19 protein-coding genes are annotated in these 20,356 nt (G+C 56.0%); 11 read left to right on the top strand and 8 right to left on the bottom strand.

What is annotated here, in order from left to right; all coding sequences use genetic code 11:
* Positions 1-46: 46 nt before the first annotated feature.
* Positions 47-658, bottom strand: a complete 612-nt coding sequence (locus H151_RS16340; RefSeq protein ID WP_019961915.1) for a TetR/AcrR family transcriptional regulator — start codon at positions 656-658, stop codon at positions 47-49.
* Between the two features lie 328 nt (positions 659-986).
* On the opposite strand from H151_RS16340, the gene aspS reads away from it, so the two are divergent.
* Complete coding sequence (gene aspS / locus H151_RS0112010; protein WP_019961914.1) at positions 987-2,801, top strand: aspartate--tRNA ligase; 1,815 nt, start codon at positions 987-989, stop codon at positions 2,799-2,801.
* A 99-nt stretch (positions 2,802-2,900) separates the two neighbouring features.
* Here aspS and H151_RS0112005 read toward each other — a convergent pair whose 3' ends face one another.
* Both H151_RS0112005 and H151_RS0112000 read right to left on the bottom strand, forming a co-directional pair.
* A complete protein-coding gene (locus H151_RS0112005) occupies positions 2,901-4,550 on the bottom strand; it encodes a pentapeptide repeat-containing protein (RefSeq protein ID WP_019961913.1) in 1,650 nt (549 codons plus the stop codon).
* A 65-nt stretch (positions 4,551-4,615) separates the two neighbouring features.
* Entirely contained in the window at positions 4,616-5,113 is a 498-nt protein-coding gene (locus tag H151_RS0112000) for a pentapeptide repeat-containing protein (protein WP_019961912.1), read from the bottom strand.
* 103 nt (positions 5,114-5,216) lie between these two features.
* Between H151_RS0112000 and H151_RS0111995 the strand changes: the two genes are divergently transcribed.
* Together H151_RS0111995 and H151_RS0111990 are read left to right on the top strand one after the other, a co-directional pair.
* Positions 5,217-5,510, top strand: a complete 294-nt coding sequence (locus H151_RS0111995) for a type II toxin-antitoxin system RelB/DinJ family antitoxin (RefSeq protein ID WP_019961911.1) — start codon at positions 5,217-5,219, stop codon at positions 5,508-5,510.
* On the top strand, positions 5,503-5,778 hold the full coding sequence (locus H151_RS0111990) for a type II toxin-antitoxin system RelE/ParE family toxin (protein ID WP_019961910.1): 276 nt from the start codon (positions 5,503-5,505) through the stop codon (positions 5,776-5,778). Before H151_RS0111995 ends, H151_RS0111990 begins: the two co-directional genes overlap by 8 nt.
* A gap of 16 nt (positions 5,779-5,794) precedes the next feature.
* Here the strand turns inward: H151_RS0111990 and H151_RS17180 are convergent, their stop codons facing one another.
* The gene (locus H151_RS17180; RefSeq protein WP_019961909.1) at positions 5,795-8,455 is read right to left on the bottom strand and encodes a TSCPD domain-containing protein; all 2,661 of its coding nucleotides are present in this window, start codon (positions 8,453-8,455) and stop codon (positions 5,795-5,797) included.
* A gap of 197 nt (positions 8,456-8,652) precedes the next feature.
* Here H151_RS17180 and H151_RS0111980 point away from each other — a divergent pair, with 197 nt between their 5' ends.
* The 3 genes from H151_RS0111980 to H151_RS17380 all read left to right on the top strand — a co-directional run bounded on the left by H151_RS0111980 (position 8,653) and on the right by H151_RS17380 (position 10,357).
* Positions 8,653-9,066 carry an NADH:ubiquinone oxidoreductase subunit NDUFA12 gene (locus H151_RS0111980; protein WP_019961908.1) on the top strand — a complete coding sequence of 138 codons (414 nt, stop codon included), beginning with the start codon at positions 8,653-8,655 and terminating at the stop codon, positions 9,064-9,066.
* Between the two features lie 4 nt (positions 9,067-9,070).
* Positions 9,071-9,583, top strand: coding sequence for an outer membrane lipid asymmetry maintenance protein MlaD (gene mlaD, locus H151_RS0111975; protein ID WP_019961907.1), 513 nt, complete (start codon positions 9,071-9,073; stop codon positions 9,581-9,583).
* Positions 9,584-9,664: 81 nt separating this feature from the next.
* The gene (locus H151_RS17380) at positions 9,665-10,357 is read left to right on the top strand and encodes a DUF2155 domain-containing protein (protein ID WP_019961906.1); all 693 of its coding nucleotides are present in this window, start codon (positions 9,665-9,667) and stop codon (positions 10,355-10,357) included.
* On the opposite strand, the gene aat is transcribed toward H151_RS17380, so the two are convergent.
* The 4 genes from aat to aroQ are packed head-to-tail and all read right to left on the bottom strand — an operon-like array spanning position 10,324 to position 13,328.
* Positions 10,324-10,977, bottom strand: coding sequence for a leucyl/phenylalanyl-tRNA--protein transferase (gene aat, locus H151_RS0111965; RefSeq protein WP_019961905.1), 654 nt, complete (start codon positions 10,975-10,977; stop codon positions 10,324-10,326). The two genes, H151_RS17380 and aat, sit on opposite strands and share 34 nt — an antisense overlap.
* A 15-nt stretch (positions 10,978-10,992) precedes the next feature.
* The gene (accC, locus tag H151_RS0111960) at positions 10,993-12,339 is read right to left on the bottom strand and encodes an acetyl-CoA carboxylase biotin carboxylase subunit (protein ID WP_019961904.1); all 1,347 of its coding nucleotides are present in this window, start codon (positions 12,337-12,339) and stop codon (positions 10,993-10,995) included.
* A 26-nt stretch (positions 12,340-12,365) separates the two neighbouring features.
* A complete protein-coding gene (accB, locus tag H151_RS0111955) occupies positions 12,366-12,857 on the bottom strand; it encodes an acetyl-CoA carboxylase biotin carboxyl carrier protein (protein WP_019961903.1) in 492 nt (163 codons plus the stop codon).
* Between the two features lie 27 nt (positions 12,858-12,884).
* Positions 12,885-13,328 (bottom strand): type II 3-dehydroquinate dehydratase, encoded by a 444-nt coding sequence (gene aroQ, locus H151_RS0111950; RefSeq protein ID WP_019961902.1) that lies wholly within the window; start codon positions 13,326-13,328, stop codon positions 12,885-12,887.
* Between the two features lie 103 nt (positions 13,329-13,431).
* On the opposite strand from aroQ, the gene thiS reads away from it, so the two are divergent.
* From thiS to lon, 5 genes are all read left to right on the top strand, one after another.
* Positions 13,432-13,635, top strand: a complete 204-nt coding sequence (thiS, locus tag H151_RS0111945) for a sulfur carrier protein ThiS (protein ID WP_026353992.1) — start codon at positions 13,432-13,434, stop codon at positions 13,633-13,635.
* A 4-nt stretch (positions 13,636-13,639) separates the two neighbouring features.
* Positions 13,640-14,449: a thiazole synthase gene (locus H151_RS0111940; RefSeq protein WP_019961900.1), complete on the top strand. Its 810-nt coding sequence runs from the start codon at positions 13,640-13,642 to the stop codon at positions 14,447-14,449.
* An 874-nt stretch (positions 14,450-15,323) separates the two neighbouring features.
* A complete protein-coding gene (locus H151_RS0111935) occupies positions 15,324-15,938 on the top strand; it encodes an ATP-dependent Clp protease proteolytic subunit (protein WP_019961899.1) in 615 nt (204 codons plus the stop codon).
* Positions 15,939-16,230: 292 nt separating this feature from the next.
* Positions 16,231-17,508, top strand: coding sequence for an ATP-dependent Clp protease ATP-binding subunit ClpX (gene clpX / locus H151_RS0111930; RefSeq protein WP_026353990.1), 1,278 nt, complete (start codon positions 16,231-16,233; stop codon positions 17,506-17,508).
* Positions 17,509-17,740: 232 nt separating this feature from the next.
* Positions 17,741-20,143, top strand: a complete 2,403-nt coding sequence (lon, locus tag H151_RS0111925) for an endopeptidase La (RefSeq protein ID WP_019961897.1) — start codon at positions 17,741-17,743, stop codon at positions 20,141-20,143.
* The last annotated feature ends 213 nt before the right edge of the window (positions 20,144-20,356 follow it).

Below are 20,356 nucleotides of genomic sequence, written 5' to 3'. Positions count from 1 at the left end.
TGGACCTTTCGCTCATCAGTGTGGAGATATGGGGAGAGGTGAGGGCTTAGGCCGTTTGTAAAACGGCCATCGCGCCTTTGGTCATGGTGTGGATGTGATCGCACATCCGGGCTTTAACGCGGCCCAGCATACGATGGGTGGCCAATTGCATGACCACACCCAGGGCCATGGCGGTTTTAACTTCAGGATCGCCCTGCGGGATCAGGCCGTCATCCATGGCGGCTTTGACGCGCATCATCATCGCGCTCACCGGATCTGGACGATCGGGGTGATGGGTGCCCGCAAAACGGTCTACATGACCCAAATAGTACGCAAACAGCACTTCATCCTTATCGGCTTCCTCACAGAAGACCCGGATGACGCCTTCTAATGCGCCTTCAAAACTGGTGGCCTTGGCCATGGCGGCGGTGACCAGCTCGAACAAGCGCTTGTGAACGGCTTCGAACATGGCGCGCGCCAGCTCATCCTTGCTGCGATAATGGCGATACATCGCGCCCTCAGACAAATTGGCACCATAGGCAATTTGCTTGATCGAAACCCGATCGACGCCTTGTTGGGCAAACAACTGCAAAGCGGCGCGTTCAACGCGGGCCTTGGCCGGGCTGGCATCGGGGGTTACGGGTTTTGCCGGTGGGCGGGTAATAGGCATGTCACTCATAATCTGTCCCTTTCAAGTTAGTAAGTGAGCAATCACTCACATCTTGGGTATAGCGAGGGGGAAGATGGAGGTCAAGGGCAAAAAGTAAGTTTTTACTCACGTCTTAAAATGAAACTCATGTGAGGATTCTCGCCCCCATACCGCATGACGTGCCGCTGACGGGATTTTGCTGGCCATCGCCTATGGCTGAGACGGGGCGCATAGGGGGGGCAACTGCACTCATTGGGGGGTGGACTACTGTGCTCACCTTGACTTTATGGCCATTCCGTCGCCTTTTCGCGGGAAACCTTTTTCTCTGGCCTGACACCTGTCGACGGAACTCACGCTCATGCACGTTTATCGTACCCATACTTGTGGAGAATTACGCTCAGCCCATGTCGGCGAAACCGTGCGTATTTCTGGATGGATCCACCGCAAACGCGACCATGGTGGTCTGTTATTTGTGGACCTTCGTGACCATTATGGTCTGACCCAATGTGTTGTAGAGCCAGAGTTTTCCGACTTTGAGCGTATTGAGCGCATGCGCGTTGAAAGCGTTATCACGATAACGGGTAAGGTCGTGGCGCGCGATGGTGAAGCGGTCAATGAAAACCTCGACACGGGTGCGATTGAAGTGCGCATTGAAAGCTTTGAGGTTCAGTCTGAAGCCCAGGAATTGCCATTGCCGGTCTTTGGTGAGCCAGAATGGTCTGAAGAAGTGCGTTTGAAGAACCGCTTCTTGGATTTACGCCGTGAAAGCCTGCACAAGCGGATCGTTTTGCGCTCTAAAATCATCGATTCTCTGCGTCGTCGGATGCAGGATGAGAATTTTACCGAATATCAGACCCCGATCTTGACGGCGTCTTCGCCTGAAGGCGCGCGCGACTTCCTGGTGCCTTCGCGTTTGCACCCAGGGTCCTTCTATGCGCTGCCCCAGGCCCCCCAGCAGTTCAAGCAGTTGATCATGGTCTCTGGCTTTGATCGCTATTTCCAGATCGCGCCCTGCTTTCGCGATGAAGATGCGCGCGCCGACCGTGCGCCGGGTGAGTTCTATCAGCTCGATATGGAAATGAGCTTTGCCACCCAGGAAGATGTGTTCTCGGTGATTGAGCCGGTGATGCAGGGCGTGTTCGAAGAGTTTGCCAATGGCAAAACGGTGACGCCTGCGCCATTCCCGCGCATCACCTATGAAGATGCGATGCGCAAATATGGCTCTGATAAGCCCGATCTGCGCAACCCGATCGTGATGGAAGCGGTGACCGAGCATTTTGCCGGCTCAGGCTTTAAAGTCTTCGCAGGCATGATCGAAAAGAACCCCAAGGTTGAGGTTTGGGCCATCCCAGCACCGAAGGGCGGCAGCCGCGCCTTCTGTGACCGCATGAATGCCTGGGCGCAAAAAGAAGGCCAGCCCGGTCTGGGCTATATCTTCTTCCGCGAAGCTGAAGGCAAGCTGGAAGGCGCTGGCCCGATTGCGAAAAACATTGGTGAGGAGCGGACCGAGGCGATTCGTACTCAGCTGGGCCTTCATGACGGTGATGCGGTCTTCTTCGCGGCCGGTTTGCCGAAAGATTTCGCCAGCTTTGCCGGGCGCGCGCGCAATGTCGTCGGCCAAGAGCTTGATCTTTATGAAAAAGACATTTTCAAATTCTGCTGGATTGTCGACTTCCCGATGTATGAATGGGATGAGGACAATAAGAAGGTCGATTTCTCGCACAACCCCTTCTCTATGCCGCAATACGATATGGATCACTTCATGGCGTTGGACCCGTCCAACACCGAAGAGATTTTGGCAATGCGCGCCTTCCAATATGACATTGTGTGTAACGGGATTGAGCTGTCCTCCGGCGCGGTGCGGAACCACCGCCCGGATGTGATGCTGAAAGCCTTTGAAATCGCGGGTTATGGCCCTGAAGTTGTGGAAGAAGCCTTCGGCGGCATGCTCAATGCCTTCCGCTATGGCGCGCCGCCGCACGCTGGTATTGCACCAGGCGTTGACCGGATTGTGATGATCCTGGCCGATGTTGAAAACCTGCGCGAAGTCGTGATGTTCCCGAAAGATCAACAGGCGCGTGATTTGATGATGAATGCGCCTGCACCTGCGCAACCGGCTCAATTAAAAGAGTTGCATCTGCGCACAGTGATCCCTCAGGACAAAAAGGCCTAAGCCCTTTTATGGCGTGAACAAAAAAACGGCTCTCTCATGAGGGCCGTTTTTTGTGTCATCTCAATATCAAGGCTGATGAGTGCCGCGCGCGCTTGATCTTTAAGGGCGCGGTTCTGGGCGCTCTGGAACCTCTGGAACCTCTGGAGCCTCACTATTGTTTGGGGGCGCAGGCGGGGTGATGCTCAAAAACTCATTGTCGCCCTCGCGGATAAACCCACCTTCGCTATCAAATTGCATCACGACATCGCCAGCGCGCATTTCAAAGCCATCTTCAGTGGCAAACATCTGCACGCCGCCCATATTCATGCGCAGGGGGGCGTTCTCGCGAAGACGCTGGGCGGTTTCTTGGCGGCGTTGTTCCACAATAGCGGCGCGGGCTTCCCCGGCGGCTTCACGCGCGGCTTCCCGCGACAAACGGGCATCTTCACGCGCTTGCTCTCGTGAACGTTGGGCGCTTTGCGCGGCCTGTTCGCGGACTTGACGGGTGCGCTCACGCACCATCTGGCGGATTTGCGCGGCAATGTCTTGATTGCTCTCTTCTGCGCGCAATTCAGGCAGGGGCGGCACTTCACTGGCCGGTACCGGCGGGGCGGGTGGAATGATATAGGTTGGGGGTTCAATTTTGTGGCTGTTGCGTTCACGTGATTGAACGAATTCCAATTCGCTTTCCCATTCGCTTTCTTCGATAGCGTTTTGGCGGGCTGCTTCTAAGCGGGCATTCAGGTCAATTTCCGCGTCAGCGAGAGCTTCAGCCGCATCTTGAACTCCGTGGCGCGCCGCATCCAGGGTTTCGCTGCCGCCGCGGCGCGGGGAAAACTCGGTCTGTTCAAGATTGCGCAGGGCTTCTTCAAAGGCCAGGCGGGCAATACGAATTTGCTCGCGCTCGGCTTCTAAGGTGCGCAGGCGTTCCTCGCGAACATAGACGCGAATATCATGATTGCGGTGTGTTTCCTGCTCGTGTTCGGGGCTCTCCGTCTCGTGATCATGTTGTGTGTCGACAGTTTGGCGATTGCAGCTTTCATCGACATAGCGCCGTAAAATCGAAAACTTATCCGTTGCGCAAACATTGATGAATTCAGCATGTTCAAAGCCTACAACATCGCGCAAATCGGCATCGGTGAAGTCGACATTGGCAAAGCGGGCACCGGTCAGATTGACCCCGCGCATATCCGATTGGGTAAAATCGATCGTGTCGGCACGAAAGCCGGTCATGTCGCTTTCACGTAGGTCAGAGCGCTGAAACTCGCCATGTTCAACGGAGGTATTGATCCACTGCGCCGAGCGTATCGAGGCATTATTGGCGCGCACATGGCGCAATACTCCACCAACAAAGAAAGTCTCGTCCAAATTGCTGCCCGACAGATCAACATGGACGAAAACAGCATTGGCAAAGCGCGTGCCGCGAAGGTGAGCCCCAGTAAAATTCACATCATTAAAACGGGCTTGGGAAAGCTGCACATCGCTCATATTGACGCCGGTCAGATTGACGTCATTAAAGCGCGCTTCCATCATGGCGGCGTCAGAAAAATTCGCGCCTTGAAAGCGGCCATCTTCGATACGGGCACCGGCCAGGTTTTGAGCGGCAAAGTCACAGCCCTGGCAATCGCCGCCAATCACCAAGCGGCGATGGGGGCCACCGGTAGAACTTGCAGCACTGGCATAGCTGACGGTGCGCATATGCGCTTCGCCCGTGGGGCCCACACCTTCACCTGTCAAAACAGCGGCTAGAACTAAGACTCCAATCATCATGGATATATTGATACCGGGCCTGAAGGCAAAAGCCGACTTAAATTACAGTAAGTCTTGAGCACCAATTAGTGACAGGGTGTTATGTGTAGCCCTGCGGGCAGTTCAGTGGAGCTGTCACCACAGGCAGAATTGAGCTGAGTTTGGGTGAGGCCGTGTGCAGCGCCCATTTCCGCCCCAGAAAGATTGGCCCCTACAAAATGCGCGCCTGTGAAGTCTGCACCGCCAAAATAGGCCCCTACCAAATTCGCGCCATCCAGATTGGCATTGCGGAAGTTGGCGTTGGTAAAGCGTGCGCCAAACAAATTGGCCACGGATAGATTGGTCCCCACAAAGCGTGCGCCATTCATGGTCGAAAGGCTCAAATCGGCCTGGCGCAGACGCGCGCCTGAGACATCAATATTGGGAAGGTCGTGATAGCTGAGATCGGCCTGAAACAGATTACATCCAGCACACGATTGCCCGGCCTGAATCCGCGCAATCTCGCTGGCGTTCTGGGCGTGTGCTGTGCCCAGCCCTACACCCCAAAAAACCAAAGCGAGTAAAATCTGTTTCATAATAGGCATGCTGCACCCCAAAACTGATAATTGCTATGGCTCAGAGCAAGTTCGATGCCGCCCCTTGCGCGTATCTCAATTGAGAGGCAATATAAGGCAAAGGAGTTTCGAAATGCCAACACAAACCAGCATGCTGCATGTACGTGTCGATAATCACTTGAAAAGTCGCGCTCACGCGGTTTTGGCGGATATGGGTTTAACCTTATCGGATGCGGTGCGTATTTTGCTGACCCGTGTTGTCGCCGAAGGGGGGTTGCCGGTTGGGTTAACGAGTGATCCTGTTGCCTATGATCGCTGGTTTCGCGATAAAGTTCATGAAGCTTTACACGATGAGACGGGGGATCGTGATCATGATGAGTTTATGGCGGCGGCGCGTTCGCGCCTAACTCCCCCTAACCATGACTAAAATTATTTGGTCGCGTCACGCGCAGACTGATCTTTTTGCCATTCTTGATTATATTGCCCTTGATAATCTTGATGCTGCCTTGGCCTTGCAGGGCGATATTGAAGCGGCGTCGGACCAGCTTCGCGATTTTCCAGATCAAGGCCGACCCGGACGCGTTGAGGGCACACGAGAATTGATTATCCGCACAAATTATATTGCGGTTTATATTCAAAGCGCGGCGGGATTGCGAATTCTACGACTATTACACGCCTCGCGCCAATGGCCCTAAGCTTTCAAGGGTCACATTAAAGATCACCTTTCCAGTCGCACGCCTCGCAATGATGCTGGCTGCCCTCTTCGATGAGGGTGAAGTGGCCGCATTCCGGGCAGGGATCACCGGCATAATCGCGCGATTGGGGGCGGGTGAGGGGCTGGACATTGCTTGTCGTAACGCTGGTAAAGGCTGGGCCGGTTTCGTCCTCATCCTCGCCTTGATAATCGTCATCATCTTCGCGCGCATTGACGGCGCGTGCCCGGCGCGGATCGGCGAGCATCACGACATTGTCGGGCAGTTGCCCGCGCGAGAAGCCCTTGGAGATGAGCTTTGTGGCGTCCTGATTGAGGAGCTTTTCTTTCTCCACCCCGCGGCCCAGACCGGCTAGATCGCGGCCATCATGGGCATCATGTTCGGCGAGGTCTTCGCGTTCCAGATAGGAGACACCCAGCTCGCGGAAGAGATAATCGAGAATGGAGGTCGCGGTTTTGATCTTGTCATTGCCCTCAACAGGCCCGGCCGGTTCAAAGCGGGTGAAGACATAGGCATCGACATATTCTTCCAAGGGTACGCCATATTGCAGACCGATGGAGATGGAGATCGCGAAATTATTCATCAGCGAGCGGAAGGCTGCGCCTTCCTTATGCATGTCGATGAAAATCTCGCCCAGCTCCCCATCATCAAACTCACCGGTATGGAGATAGACTTTATGACCCCCAACGGTGGCTTTCTGGATATAGCCCTTGCGCCGATCGGGCAGTTTGCGGCGCGCGGCCGGACGCTCGATATATTTCTCGACGACTTTCTCGACGACCCGCTCGGTGGTGATCCCTTTGCGGCCAAAATCACCGCTTTCATATTCGACGGTGTTGAGTAGATCATAGAGATCCTCACCTTCACGGCGAACTTTAAGGCTGCGAAGACCGCGGCGCGCGGCAGAGGCCACCAGATCACCGATATCGTCCATGCTGATACGCCCAGGCAGGGTGAGGCTAAGGCCTGCATCACCTTCCAGCGCGGTTTCCACCGCTTGGGCCATGGCCATCGCGGCTTCGACGCTGGGTTCAGCAAAGAGGGCACGCAGGCTGAAATCAAGCTGCGGGCATTCATCCAAACGCCCTGCGCCATGGGCCCAGCGCTCTGCCGTTTCGATGTCGAGCGGGCTAACGCCGAAGGCCTCTAACAGGGCCGGGCCAACGCTTTCAATCTGATCGCTGGTAAGCCCGCAACGCTGCCAGATGTCTTCGCTGATCGTCCAGCGGTTAAAGGCATGGCGCACCGGCGCGCCTTCGCTGATCATGGCGTTGATCTGGATGAGGTGACGCTCAGAAAGGCCCAGACGCTCTAGCGCACTTAGCCAATCAGCTTGCAACCCATCAAGGCTATTATGCCCCAGGGCATAGAGGCGCGCGGCTTCAATCTGCTCGGCGCTGAGCCCGGCATGGTGGAGGGCGGTTTCGACACAAGCGCTGAGGCTGCGCTGGCCCTCAGCGTTCGTCTGGGCGATGGACGACAAGGCATGGACGCCCCAGCTTTCCAAGCCCAAGAAGGCGTTGAGACCTGCATCCTCACCTTGATAAAGCATAACCGGGGCGCGCGAGGCTTCCCGCACAATGGCGACTAAAGTGCGCGCGAAATGACGCGCATCATCACTGTCATAGGCAAAATTTGCCAGCGTCAACGCCGCGCCCAGATTGGCGAGCGCCAGGGCTGGGCGATCTTCCAGCGTGTTTAAGGCTTGTCCCCAAAGCTGAGCGGCATGGGAAAGCCCGTCTTCATCCAGACCCTCGGCGGTGATGAAAGGCGCGAGGTTCAAGACCGCACCCGCATTTAAGCGGTCTTCCGGGTGGAAGATCAGCGCCGGGGCCCCATGGCTCCACAGGCATTCTTTAAGATCGCTCATAAAGCGTTTCAAGCTTTGTCCATTGGGCAAAGCTTCAGGCGCGCCATCGCCATCAAACAGGGCATAGGGCAGGTGCAGTTCAGACTTGGTGGGGGCTTCAGGGACCCAGCCAAGCCCTGCCTCGGGATCAATAATGCCTTGGCGCGCGCGCGCGATTGCGCGCTCGATCAAGCTATCAGCGACCCCTTCACGGCGGGCGGCGCGGATTGCACGCGCCAGCGCGCGGTTGCGACGTGGATCAAAGCATTCGCCGTCACTGCCATCACAATTCACGCACGCCAGCGCCACCGCTTCCAGGCGGTCACGCAAAATGCGATTGCCCACATCCTGGGCGGCATCGGCCATGGCATGGGTCTGAATACGTTGGATGAGGTCGGGGCCTGTTTCCAGCTCATGACGTTCAACGCGCTTGGCGGGCAGGCGGGCCTCGCCGCGCCATAGGGCACCGACAGGGGCAGCCTCGCGCGCGATGACACTGGCGGCCAGCTCTTGCGTGGCTAACGCGGCCGTTGCGCCCGTAAACCCATCCATCAGGCGTGACAGGCCCTGGGTGATCAGCACTGCGCCATCATAGGGCGCATCCTCAGGGGTAAGTTGACACAAAGCGACCAGGCCTTGCATGGCGCAGGCGGGCCAGGCGCGCGGCGCGGCCATCATCGCGCCGTCTTGGTCGCTATCTTCATCATCGTGATCGCTGAGCGGCAAGGGGCGGGCCAGGAAATCCGCCGCATCAAAGGCCGACAATCCATCCCGGGTCAGGCGTGCGCGAATATCTTGGGACTGAGGCATAACCGCTCCATAAGAGATCTTGTAGAGAATCACTAAAGAAGCATACCTGTCTTCGCCAGAATCACGAAACCTGTTGCACGCGATATGCAGCCGCGCGGGCAAGTGCAGCAAAGCGGCAGGAAATGCGTGTGGGTCACTGGACCTGCGCGTGATCTGAGGGCATAGTCCGCCCCTAAAAACAGAAGGATGTCGCGCCCATGCTCGGCTTCATTGGAAAGATCTTTTGCTGGTGGCAAGACGCCACCCCTGGTGCACTCTTCACCATCGCCAAGCGCGGTGAATTTGTGGGCGAGGATGAGTTCGGCAATAAATACTATCAAGAACGCGACGGGCAGGGCTCTGGCGCGGACAGCGTGCGCCGACGCTGGGTGATCTATAAAGGCTATGCGGATGCTTCACGCGTGCCGACCGAATGGCATGGCTGGCTGCATCACACTTTTGAGCATCCCCCAACCGAAGCGCCCTTATTGCGTCAGGCCTGGGAAAAAGATCACCAGCCCAATTTGACCGGTACTTTACACGCTTATCGTCCGACGGGGTCTTTGGCCTCTTCGCGTCAACGCCAGGGCGCGAAGGCCGATTACGAATCCTGGAACCCGGAAGAGGCTTAAGTCCATGCGTGCCAGTGCCCTTGTCGAAACGCTGATCGGGGCCGGGGTGCTCGCCGCAGCCGGGTTTTTTCTGTTCTATGCCGGATCGAACTTGTCCACCGGTCAGAGTGCGGACGGCTATACGCTGTCTGCGCGCTTTTCCACCATTGGCGGTTTGACCCGTGGGGCCGATGTGCGCGTGGCCGGTGTGCCCGTGGGCACGGTCAGCGCGATTGAGCTCGATCAACAGACCTATCTGGCGCGCGCGGTGATGCGTCTGGATGGCGGGATTGAGATCCCTGAAGATTCCAGTGCCCGCATTGCCTCCAACGGTTTGCTCGGCGGCGCTTTTGTTGAGATTGAGCCCGGCGGGTTGGAAGAAGCCCTCATCGAGGGCGGTGAAATTCAATACACCCAAGGCGCGGTCGATATTTTCAGCCTAATCGGGGAAGCGGTGATGAACCGCGCCTCAGGCGGATCAGAGGACGGATCGAGCGCGCAGGATGATAGCGCGCGCAGCACGACAGACGCGGAATAAACTGGCCAAGCCCGGATCTATCGTCATACTTTGGCTATAATAGCCAGATAGATCGGATCTGGACGCGGGGGAGAGATCGCCATGGCATCGGCATTGACTTCAGCTTTTTCCAGCTTGGCGCTGGTTGCGGCGCTGGGCTTATCCAGTGCTGGCTTTGCTTTGGCACCGGCCAGCTTGTCCGGGGCGCAAGAGGGCATTGCGCAACCCCTTGAAGAGCCAATCGCTGAGCCGCAAGCCAACAGCGATGATGATGTAACGATTGTAAATGGCGAAGAAACCGGTCCGCTGATTGATCCGCGCTCTGGCTATTATCCCGCACAATCATCGGGCAATGAAGAAACCCGCCTTGAGACGGCTGAGCCTACGCAAGAGGGCCAGAGCGTCGAGAGCGAGCCTCAAGTCCCGGTTTGGCGTGACCCTGATGCCTTAGAGGGTGTTGAACGCAACGGGCCTAGCTCTCAACCCGGCCGGGTGGCAATCCTGCGCGGGCTGGATAAAGTGACGGCCCGCACGCGTGATTTTGAAGCCAATGTGGGTGAGCCGGTACAATTTGGCGCGCTGGAAATCACCGTGCAATATTGCCGTAAACGTCCCCCTGAAGAAATTCCGGAAGTTTTTGTCTTCATGGAAGTCAAAGACCGGCGCACCGATGGGTTCGGCATTGAAGCCGATGGCGAAAAAATCTTTTCCGGCTGGATGTTTGCTTCAAATCCGGCGCTGCACGCGCTGGAGCACCCGATCTATGATGTTTGGGTGATGGATTGTAGGGCTTGAGCCCCGCTCGCCCCTTCAGGCCAGGCAAAGAAATCTGCGTGTTCTTCCGTTGAAACGGCAAGGCGGGCTTTATAGTCCGCCCGGCTGATGACTTGTGCGCCAAAGGTCTCCAAGTGGTCGGTGGTAAATTGCGCATCGAGCAGCGAATACCCCCCCGCCTTCAAGCGCGCGACCAGATGGACCAGAGCCACTTTGCTGGCATCGCGCACTTTCGAGAACATGCTCTCACCAAAAAAGGCCCCACCCACACAGACGCCATAGAGCCCGCCCGCCAGGCGCTGATCGTGCCAAACCTCTAAGCTATGGGCAAAGCCCTGCTCATGCATCTCGATATAGAGATTGAGGATGTGATCATTGATCCAGGTGTCTTCACGGCCCGGTTGCGGGGTCGCGCAGCCCTCCACCACAGTGGCAAAGCAGCGATTGATCGTGATGTGAAAACGGTCTTGCTTGACGGTACGTTTTAACCGCCGCGAAATGTGAAAATGTTCATCCAAGGGGATGATGCCGCGCTCATCAGGATCAAGCAGATAGATGCGCGGGTCGTGGCGTGCTTCGGCCATGGGAAACACGCCACGTGTATAACAGGTCAGCAGTTCACGAACGCCGAACCCCCGCATCAAAGGCTCCTAAGACTACTCCGCCGTTTTGGAGAGCCACTCTTCCAACCAGCGGATGTGATAATCACCGCTTAGGAAAGCAGATTCATTCAATAAGTCCAAGAATAATGGAATGGTGGTTTCAATGCCATCCACAACCATTTCTTGAAGCGCGCGGCGAAGACGCAGCAAGGCTTCATCGCGTGTGCGCCCATGAACGATCAGCTTACCAATCAAGCTGTCATAATAGGGCGGGATGGAATAACCCGAATAAAGCGCTGAATCCAAACGCACACCCAGACCGCCAGGGGCGTGGAAATTCGTCACCTTGCCCGGTGAAGGCGTAAAGGTGCGTGGATTTTCCGCATTGATCCGGCATTCGATCGCGTGGCCTTCAAAGGTCACATCGGCTTGAGTAAAGCTCAGCTTTTCACCGGCTGCAACCAAGATCTGCTCACGCACCAGGTCAATCCCGGTGATGGCTTCGGTCACAGGGTGTTCCACCTGAAGACGGGTGTTCATTTCAATGAAATAGAACTCGCCGTTTTCATAGAGAAACTCAATCGTACCGGCACCACGATAGCCGATCTTGGCGACCGCTTCACGTACAACCTCACCAATCCGGTCACGCTCAGCGGCGGTAAGGGCCGGCGAACCGGCTTCTTCCAGGACTTTCTGGTGGCGCCGTTGCAAGGAGCAATCACGCTCGCCCAAATGCACGACATTGCCATGGGAATCGGCCAGCACCTGGATCTCGATATGGCGCGGACGACCGAGATATTTCTCGATATAGACCGCCCCATCACCAAAGGCCGCTTGGGCTTCGGCAGAGGCCGTTTGCAGCGCCTGCTCCAGATCATCGGCCGTATTGGCGACTTTCATCCCGCGACCGCCGCCGCCAGAGGCCGCTTTGATCAGCACCGGAAAGCCGATTTCAGTGGCGACTTTACGCGCCTCATCCATGTCGGTGATGGCCCCATCAGAGCCGGGAACGACCGGAATACCGGCTTCCATCGCGGCCTGTTTGGCGGTGATTTTATCGCCCATCAACCGGATGGTTTCTGGCTTTGGTCCGATAAAGATCAAGCCATGGGCTTCGACGATCTCGGCAAAGCGTGCATTCTCAGACAAGAAGCCATAACCGGGGTGAATGGCCTGGGCCCCGGTGATCTCCGCTGCAGCGATGATCGAAGGAACAGACAGATAGCTGCGCCCGGCTGGGGGCGGGCCCACACACACGCTTTCATCGGCCAGACGCACATGCATGGCGTCAGCGTCGGCTTCAGAGTGGATGGCCACGGTTTTGATGCCCATTTCCTGACACGCACGGTGTACACGCAGGGCAATCTCGCCGCGATTGGCAATAAGGACTTTTTCAATCATAGCGCAACGCGCTCCTCTATGCCGTTTTATGCAATAATGAAGAGCGGCTCGCCGTATTCAACCGGCTGGGCGTCATCGACCAGGAATTCCTTGATCGTACCGGCTTTAGGCGCGGTGATCGGGTTGAAGGTCTTCATCGCTTCAACCAGCAAGACGGTCTCGCCTTCCTTCACACTGTCGCCGACCTTTTTAAAGGGCTCAGAATCCGGATTGGCGCGCAGATAAACTGTGCCGACCATCGGCGACTTCACCGCACCCGGGTGTGCGCCTGCATCCGCCGCCGCCGCAGGGGCCGGGGTTTCCGGTGCCGCCGCCGCAGGGGCTGGGGCCGCCATAGGGGCGGGCATTTGCGGTGCGAAGGCGTAATTGGCCGCCACAGCGTGGACTTCCTTGGCGACGCGGATACGCAGCTCACCTTTTTCCACTTCGATTTCCGTCAGCTCGGTATCTTTCAAGATATCAGCAAGCTCGCGTACGAGTTTCGAATCGATTTGCGGGTTGGACGTGTTAGACGCCATCAGAACACTCTCTTTCATTCATTCTATTTAAGGCCGAGCCGCAATCAGCGTTGTGATTGCATCCAGCCCCAGAACATAGCCCTCAGCCCCAAAGCCGCTAATGGTGCCATTAACAGCCGAAGCCACATATGAATGCGCACGGAAAGCCTCTCTCGCCGCCGGCTGAGAGAGGTGCACCTCGATTGCCGGCAGGTCTACCGCTTTCAGTGCGTCATGCAAAGCCACAGATGTATGCGTATAGGCGGCGGGATTGAGAATCAAACCCTTCGCAGCACCTTTGGCCTCTTGAATCCAGTCGACGAGAACCCCCTCATGATTGGTCTGGCGAAAGTCTATCTGCAAATTTAGCGCCGTCGCCTTTTTTTCGCAGAGCTCTTGAATGTCTTTCAGCGTCATTGTGCCGTAGATATGCGGCTCACGCGTCCCCAGTAGGTTCAAATTGGGACCATTGAGGATGAAGATCGTGTGCATGTGAGACACTCTTTTTGCGGCAAATAACGCCTGGGGATCTTGACTGTGGTGCGCGGTTTTACGACGTGATGGGGTAAGGAAACAAGTATACTCAGCGATGGTTATGGCACAGATCACAGTCAATGGCGAAAGCCACGAGGTTCAAGCGGGCCTCACTCTCACCCAATTGCTTGAGGCTTTAGCGCTCAATCCCAAGAAGGTGGCGGTGGAGCGCAATCTGGAAATTGCCCCGCGCTCGCTTTACGACACCATTCATATCGAAGCCGGAGATCGGCTGGAAATCGTTCATTTTGTCGGAGGAGGCTAAGCCCATGGACGCCAGTGATGTTGAAACCGTTCAAGGTTTACCCGTGGATGAGCCTCTGGTCGTGGCCGGGCGCACGCTGCAATCGCGCTTGATTATCGGCACCGGCAAATATCAAAGCTATGCTCAAAATGCGCGGGCCTTGGAGGCCTCGGGCGCGGAGATGATCACGGTCGCGGTGCGCCGGGTCAATCTCTCAGACCCGAATCAAGAGCGCCTGGTCGACCATATTGATCCGGAAAAATACATTTTCCTGCCCAATACTGCGGGATGTTTTACCGGTGAGGATGCGGTGCGTACGCTGCGTCTGGCGCGCGAGGCGGGCGGCTGGACCCTTGTAAAGCTTGAAGTGCTCTCCGATCCCAAACATCTCTATCCCGATATGGAAGAGACGCTGCGCGCGGCCGATATGCTAATCAAAGAGGGCTTTGACGTGATGGTCTATTGCTCTGATGATCCGGTTTATGCGCGCAAGCTGGAAGATGTCGGGTGCTGCGCGATCATGCCTCTGGGTGCGCCGATTGGCTCGGGCCTGGGCATTCAGAACCCGGTGAATATTCGCTTGATCAAAGAGGCCGCCAAAGTGCCGGTCATCGTCGATGCGGGTGTGGGCACGGCCTCTGATGCCAGTATCGCGATGGAGCTGGGCTGTGATGGGGTGTTGATGAATACCGCCATTGCCGAAGCCAAAGACCCGATCCGCATGGCCAGCGCCATGAAGCATGCTGTGATCGCCGGGCGCGAGGCTTATTTAGCGGGACGCATGCCTAAAAAACGCTATGCTGATCCGTCCAGCCCTCTGGCCGGATTGATTTAAGGCGATCGATAATTATCGAATAGACTCCAAATCAAGTTTGGGGCCGCGTTTCTTATTGTTCTATCCTCGCTTCGCTGCGGGCGGACGGTCGTCCTTGCGGGCTGATCGCCCGATTATCCTCCCCTGCAAAGCGGGGGAGGTGGCCTGAAAGGCAGGAGGGGGCGTATAGTGTTTGAGAGAAAATGCCCCCTCAGTCAGCGATGCTGACAGCTCCCCCGTAAACAGGCGAGCACATCCCTTCATAAATGCGATAGCCAATTCGAAACTGTCATCCCGGCCTTGAGCCGGGATCTATGGGCCTTTCTGGCAAGCTCAATAGATCCCGGGTCGCGCTAACGCTTGCCCGGGATGACACTCTTGCTTTGGAGTCTCGCTTCGCGTGCGCTTGCGCTCCCTTACGGAGCGATGGACCCCGGATCAAGTCCGGGGCCGCGATTTTTTTTCGTAATCCTCGCTTCGCTGCGGGCGGACGGTCGTCCTTGCGGGCTGATCGCCCGGTTAACCGCTACCGGGTTCCCGGCCAAGCGGAGCGCAGAGCCGGGGTCTAATTTCTTTGTCATCTAGGTTTATAAATCCCCGATTAAATCGGGGATGACAGGCGATAAGTTGGGTCTGGATGACGCGGATCGGCCCAATAAGGGGAGGTTCCTGCATCCCAGATGTCTTTTTCTTGGGAAAAGCGCTGAAAAAATGCACAGGCGCGCCTAAATAGAAATCTCCCGATAAGGTTTTGCGTTCTAGGAAGAGGGTAAGACTGCCCGCAATGGCTTGCCCGCAAGACCCAAGCTTGCCACACTGCGATTAACCGTGTTTTCAAGGTTGGTGTTCCAGCTTTGGATTTTGTCAAAACGTGCTCTTTAAGGAATTGCTGACGATGAAAGATCCTCAGGATGTCATGATGAACCTTGTGCCCATGGTGGTTGAGCAGACCAGCCGGGGCGAGCGCGCCTTCGATATTTATTCGCGCCTGTTGAAAGAGCGGATTGTGTTCGTGACCGGTCCGATCGAAGATCATATGGCGAGCTTGATGGTGGCTCAGCTTCTCTATCTCGAATCTGAGAACCCGAAAAAAGAAATCGCGATGTATATCAACTCCCCCGGCGGCCATGTTGCTGCGGGTCTGGCGATTTATGACACGATGCAATATGTGCGCTGTCCGATTGCGACGGCCTGTGTGGGGACCGCAGCCTCTATGGGCTCGCTCCTCTTGGCGGCCGGGGACAAAGATATGCGCTTTGCCACGCCCAATGCGCGCATCATGGTGCACCAGCCTTCAGGCGGGTTCCGCGGTACGGCCACGGATATTGAGCGCTATGGCGAGGACATCCTGAAAATCAAGCGCCGCATGAACGAGATTTATGTCAAGCACACCGGTCAGGACTATGAGACGATCGAGAAGACCTTGGATCGTGATCATTTTATGACCGCTGATGAAGCCAAAGACTTTGGTTTGATCGACAAGGTCTATGCCCAGCGCGAAGAGGCGTAAGGCAAAAAAGTGCGCGAGGGCTGAAATTTCATAAACCAGGGGTTTGGGCAGCTGCACTTTCCTGAAGCGGTTATGAAAACTCAGCTTTTCGCGATTACTCTTCTCAAAGCCTTGTGGATAAGGCGCAGAGATGAGCAGCCCCAGCGGCGATGATCGCTTGATCAGAACCGCTGGCGGTGGTCGAATGTAAGACGAAGCAAATTGTTTGGACTTCATTCATCAGTGCCGTGCACTGTAAGATGATGAAAAGCAAAGAACAGCGTAAGACGCGCCGGCACGGACGGGAGCGACCATGACGAAGGCGACATCAGGCGACGGGAAGAACACGCTATACTGTTCTTTTTGTGGCAAAAGCCAGCACGAAGTCCGCAAGTTAATCGCGGGGCCGACGGTATTCATCTGTGATGAGTGCGTTGAGCTGTGTATGGATATCATCCGCGAGGAAAGCAAAACCTCGCTGACTAAATCCAAAGAAGGCGTGCCCACGCCGATGGAAATCTTCAAAGTGCTTGAAGATTATGTCATCGGTCAGGCGCACGCCAAGCGCGTGCTCTCTGTGGCCGTGCATAACCATTATAAACGCCTCAATCACGCCAGCCAGAACAGCGATGTGGAATTGCAAAAATCCAACATCTTGCTGATCGGTCCAACCGGGTGCGGTAAGACTTTGCTGGCGCAAACCTTGGCGCGCATTCTCGATGTGCCCTTCACCATGGCGGACGCCACCACCTTGACCGAGGCCGGCTATGTGGGTGAGGACGTTGAGAATATCGTTCTGAAATTGCTTCAGGCCTCTGATTACAATGTTGAGCGTGCCCAGCGCGGCATTGTCTATATTGATGAGATCGACAAAATCTCTCGCAAGTCCGACAACCCCTCCATCACGCGTGATGTGTCGGGTGAGGGCGTGCAACAGGCCTTGTTGAAAATCATGGAAGGCACGGTAGCCAGCGTTCCTCCGCAAGGCGGGCGCAAGCATCCCCAGCAAGAGTTCTTGCAAGTGGATACCACCAACATCCTGTTCATCGTTGGCGGGGCCTTTGCGGGGCTGGAGAAAGTGATTTCTCAGCGCGGTAAGGGGTCGGCTGTGGGCTTTGGCGCGGATGTGCGCTCTACCGATGATCGTCGCCAGGGTGAAGTGCTGCGCGAAGTTGAACCAGATGATCTGCAGCAATTTGGCCTGATCCCGGAATTCATTGGTCGTCTGCCGGTCATTGCGACCTTGGAAGACCTGGATGAAGGCGCGCTGGTTCAGATCCTGACCGAGCCCAAGAACGCGCTCATCAAGCAATATCAGCGTCTGTTCGAGATGGAAGGCGTGGGCCTTTCCTTCACCGAAGATGCGCTGACCTCGATTGCCAGCCGTGCCATTGATCGCAAGACGGGTGCACGGGGCTTGCGCTCGATCATGGAAGGCATTTTGCTTGAAACCATGTTCGATTTACCAAGCCTAGATGGTGTGGAAGAGGTTGTGGTCAATGCCGAGGTTGTTACCGGTGATGCCAAGCCCCTAAACATCTATTCTGAGCGGCGAACAGCAAGTGGGGATGATAAATCCTCACGCTCGTGAGCCTGAGTTTTCAAGGCTGAACGCAGGCGGTTAGGCGCTTAGTCAGACATTTGCAGTATATTTCACGCCCGTACGCTTGAACCCGCGTGCGGGCGTGGTCACTTGTAAGAGGAACCCTTCATCACAGCTGGTGCTGAATTTCCAAGATAACCGGAGCCAGACAAGGTCCGGGCCCGTGACCAGCGTGCTTCATAAGTAAGGCGTATGGTGGCGATATAAGGAGCATAATCCTATGGCCGAACTCAAGACACTTCCCCTTCTGCCTTTACGTGACATCGTTGTTTTCCCGCACATGATTGTGCCGCTGTTTGTAGGGCGCGAAAAATCTGTGCGCGCCCTGGAAGAGGTGATGCGCGCGGATAAACAAATTCTATTGGCGACCCAGAAAAGCGCAGCCGATGATGATCCGGCCCCCGATGGGATTTATCCCACGGGTGTGATGGCTTCGGTGTTGCAGCTGTTGAAGCTTCCTGATGGCACGGTCAAGGTGTTGGTCGAGGGTGGCCGGCGTGTCCGCCTGACGCAATTTATCGAGAATGCGGCCTATTTCGAAGCTGAAGCCGAACTGTTGGACGAGGATGATACGTCCTCTTCTGAGCTTGAGGCTTTGATGCGCACGGCGGCAGAGAAGTTTGAAGAATACGTCAAGCTCAATAAAAAAGTGCCGCCTGAGGCGCTCTCATCGGTGGCTGAGATTTCTGATCCCGCCAAGATGGCCGATACTATTGCGGCGCATCTGGCGGTGAAGATCGCTGATAAGCAGGAATTGCTGACCAATCCCAATGTCGCCGAGCGTCTGGAGAAAATCTTTGGCTTGATGGAGGGCGAGATTTCCGTCCTTCAGGTCGAGAAAAAGATCCGCTCACGCGTTAAGCGTCAGATGGAAAAAACCCAGCGCGAATATTATCTCAACGAGCAGATGAAAGCCATTCAGCGCGAGCTGGGTGAGGGTGATGATGGGCGTGAAGAGCTCAACGAGCTTGAAGAGCGCATCGAAAACACCAAGCTTTCTAAAGAGGCGCGCGAGAAGGTCGATGCTGAGCTGAAAAAGCTCAAGCAGATGAGCCCAATGTCGGCTGAGGCCACTGTGGTGCGCAATTATCTCGACTGGATCTTGTCCATTCCGTGGAACAAGAAAAAGCGCACCAAGATCGATCTCGCCAAGGCGCAAAAACAACTCGATGACGAGCATTATGGCCTGGAGAAGGTCAAGGACCGGATTGTCGAGCATCTGGCCGTTCAAGCGCGCACCAAAAAATTGCGTGGTCCGATTTTGTGCCTGGTTGGCCCGCCAGGTGTGGGTAAAACCTCTTTGGGGCGTTCAATCGCCGAATCCGTCAATCGTGAATTTGTCCGCATGTCGCTTGGCGGTGTACGCGATGAGGCCGAGATCCGCGGTCACCGGCGCACCTATATCGGCTCCATGCCGGGGCGCCTCATTCAGTCGATGAAAAAGGCGAAGTTTTCCAACCCGCTGATCTTGCTTGATGAGATTGACAAGCTGGGTGCCGATTATCGCGGTGATCCGTCGTCTGCCTTGTTAGAGGTTTTGGATCCAGAGCAAAACTCAACCTTCAATGATCACTATCTGGAGGTTGATTACGATCTGTCGGATGTGATGTTCATCACCACGGCGAACACGTTGAACCTGCCTCAGCCTTTGCTGGACCGGATGGAGATCATCCGTATTGCCGGTTATACCGAGGATGAGAAGGTTGAGATTGCCAAGCGTCACCTGATCCCGAAACAGCGCAAAAATCATGCGTTGAAAGACGCCGAATGGGTGGTCGAGGACAGCGCGATCCGCGCCCTGATCCGCTATTACACCCGTGAAGCCGGGGTGCGCAATCTGGAGCGTGAAATCTCCAACCTGGCGCGCAAGTCTGTGCGCAAGCTGGTTGAAGGCTCGGCTGAGGCGATCACCATCACCGAGGCTAATATCGCTGAGTTTTCTGGCGTTCAGAAATACCGCTTTGGCGAGACCGAGGGTGAAGACCGTGTGGGCTTGGTCACCGGCCTGGCCTGGACGGAAGTCGGCGGCGACCTTTTGACCATCGAAGCGGTGACTATGCCGGGCCGGGGCCAGATGAAGGTCACGGGTAATCTGCGTGATGTGATGAAAGAATCGATCTCTGCGGCGAGTTCTTTCGTGCAATCGCGTGCGCCCTCTTTAGGGGTGAAGCCCAGCGTCTTTCGTCATACCGATATTCACGTTCACGTCCCTGAAGGGGCAACGCCCAAAGATGGCCCTTCTGCGGGTATTGCCATGGTGACGGCGATTGTTTCCGCCTTGAGTGGGATTACCGTGCGTAAAGACATTGCCATGACCGGTGAGGTGACCTTGCGCGGCCGGGTATTGCCGATTGGGGGCTTGAAAGAGAAGCTGTTGGCAGCGCTGCGCGGCGGTGTGAAGACAGTTCTGATCCCGTCGGAAAACGTCAAAGACCTGGAAGATATCCCGGCCAATGTCAAAGAAGGCTTGGAGATCATCCCGGTTGAGCATGTCGATGAAGTTCTAACCCAGGCTTTGACCGCGAAAGTTGAGCCTGTGGAATGGACGGAGGCAGATGCCGAAGCCTTGGCGGGTATCGCGGCCAAGGCCGGTGAGGGCACAGGTGAGGCCCGCGCCCACTAAGCTGCACTGCAATAGAGTTTAAAAAGTGGATTGACCCACAGGCAAGAGCCGCGCAATCTGTTCGTTATGAACATGCGCGGCTTTTTCTTTTTTGGCTTTTATTTTGGCTATCCCATAGGGGGCAGCTAACCGTTCGCGTGTGTTCAAAAAGCGAATTGGCAAGCGGCCCCTCCCAACGGAAGGGGCTTTTTTTATGGCTTAAACGAAAAGGTG

The sequence above is a fragment of the Woodsholea maritima DSM 17123 genome (assembly GCF_000382325.1).
Lineage (GTDB): Bacteria > Pseudomonadota > Alphaproteobacteria > Caulobacterales > Maricaulaceae > Woodsholea > Woodsholea maritima.
This window is presented reverse-complemented; position numbering and strand designations above follow the sequence as displayed.

Excerpts from the sequence above, each read along its gene's own strand:
- H151_RS16340 (WP_019961915.1), bottom strand. The coding sequence starts at position 658 with ATGAGTGACATGCCTATTACCCGCCCACCGGCAAAACCCGTAACCCCC.
- aspS (WP_019961914.1), top strand. The coding sequence starts at position 987 with ATGCACGTTTATCGTACCCATACTTGTGGAGAATTACGCTCAGCCCAT.
- H151_RS0112005 (WP_019961913.1), bottom strand. The coding sequence starts at position 4,550 with ATGATGATTGGAGTCTTAGTTCTAGCCGCTGTTTTGACAGGTGAAGGT.
- H151_RS0112000 (WP_019961912.1), bottom strand. The coding sequence starts at position 5,113 with ATGCCTATTATGAAACAGATTTTACTCGCTTTGGTTTTTTGGGGTGTA.
- H151_RS0111995 (WP_019961911.1), top strand. The coding sequence starts at position 5,217 with ATGCCAACACAAACCAGCATGCTGCATGTACGTGTCGATAATCACTTG.
- H151_RS0111990 (WP_019961910.1), top strand. The coding sequence starts at position 5,503 with ATGACTAAAATTATTTGGTCGCGTCACGCGCAGACTGATCTTTTTGCC.
- H151_RS17180 (WP_019961909.1), bottom strand. The coding sequence starts at position 8,455 with ATGCCTCAGTCCCAAGATATTCGCGCACGCCTGACCCGGGATGGATTG.
- H151_RS0111980 (WP_019961908.1), top strand. The coding sequence starts at position 8,653 with ATGCTCGGCTTCATTGGAAAGATCTTTTGCTGGTGGCAAGACGCCACC.
- mlaD (WP_019961907.1), top strand. The coding sequence starts at position 9,071 with ATGCGTGCCAGTGCCCTTGTCGAAACGCTGATCGGGGCCGGGGTGCTC.
- H151_RS17380 (WP_019961906.1), top strand. The coding sequence starts at position 9,665 with ATGGCATCGGCATTGACTTCAGCTTTTTCCAGCTTGGCGCTGGTTGCG.
- aat (WP_019961905.1), bottom strand. The coding sequence starts at position 10,977 with ATGCGGGGGTTCGGCGTTCGTGAACTGCTGACCTGTTATACACGTGGC.
- accC (WP_019961904.1), bottom strand. The coding sequence starts at position 12,339 with ATGATTGAAAAAGTCCTTATTGCCAATCGCGGCGAGATTGCCCTGCGT.
- accB (WP_019961903.1), bottom strand. The coding sequence starts at position 12,857 with ATGGCGTCTAACACGTCCAACCCGCAAATCGATTCGAAACTCGTACGC.
- aroQ (WP_019961902.1), bottom strand. The coding sequence starts at position 13,328 with ATGCACACGATCTTCATCCTCAATGGTCCCAATTTGAACCTACTGGGG.
- thiS (WP_026353992.1), top strand. The coding sequence starts at position 13,432 with ATGGCACAGATCACAGTCAATGGCGAAAGCCACGAGGTTCAAGCGGGC.
- H151_RS0111940 (WP_019961900.1), top strand. The coding sequence starts at position 13,640 with ATGGACGCCAGTGATGTTGAAACCGTTCAAGGTTTACCCGTGGATGAG.
- H151_RS0111935 (WP_019961899.1), top strand. The coding sequence starts at position 15,324 with ATGAAAGATCCTCAGGATGTCATGATGAACCTTGTGCCCATGGTGGTT.
- clpX (WP_026353990.1), top strand. The coding sequence starts at position 16,231 with ATGACGAAGGCGACATCAGGCGACGGGAAGAACACGCTATACTGTTCT.
- lon (WP_019961897.1), top strand. The coding sequence starts at position 17,741 with ATGGCCGAACTCAAGACACTTCCCCTTCTGCCTTTACGTGACATCGTT.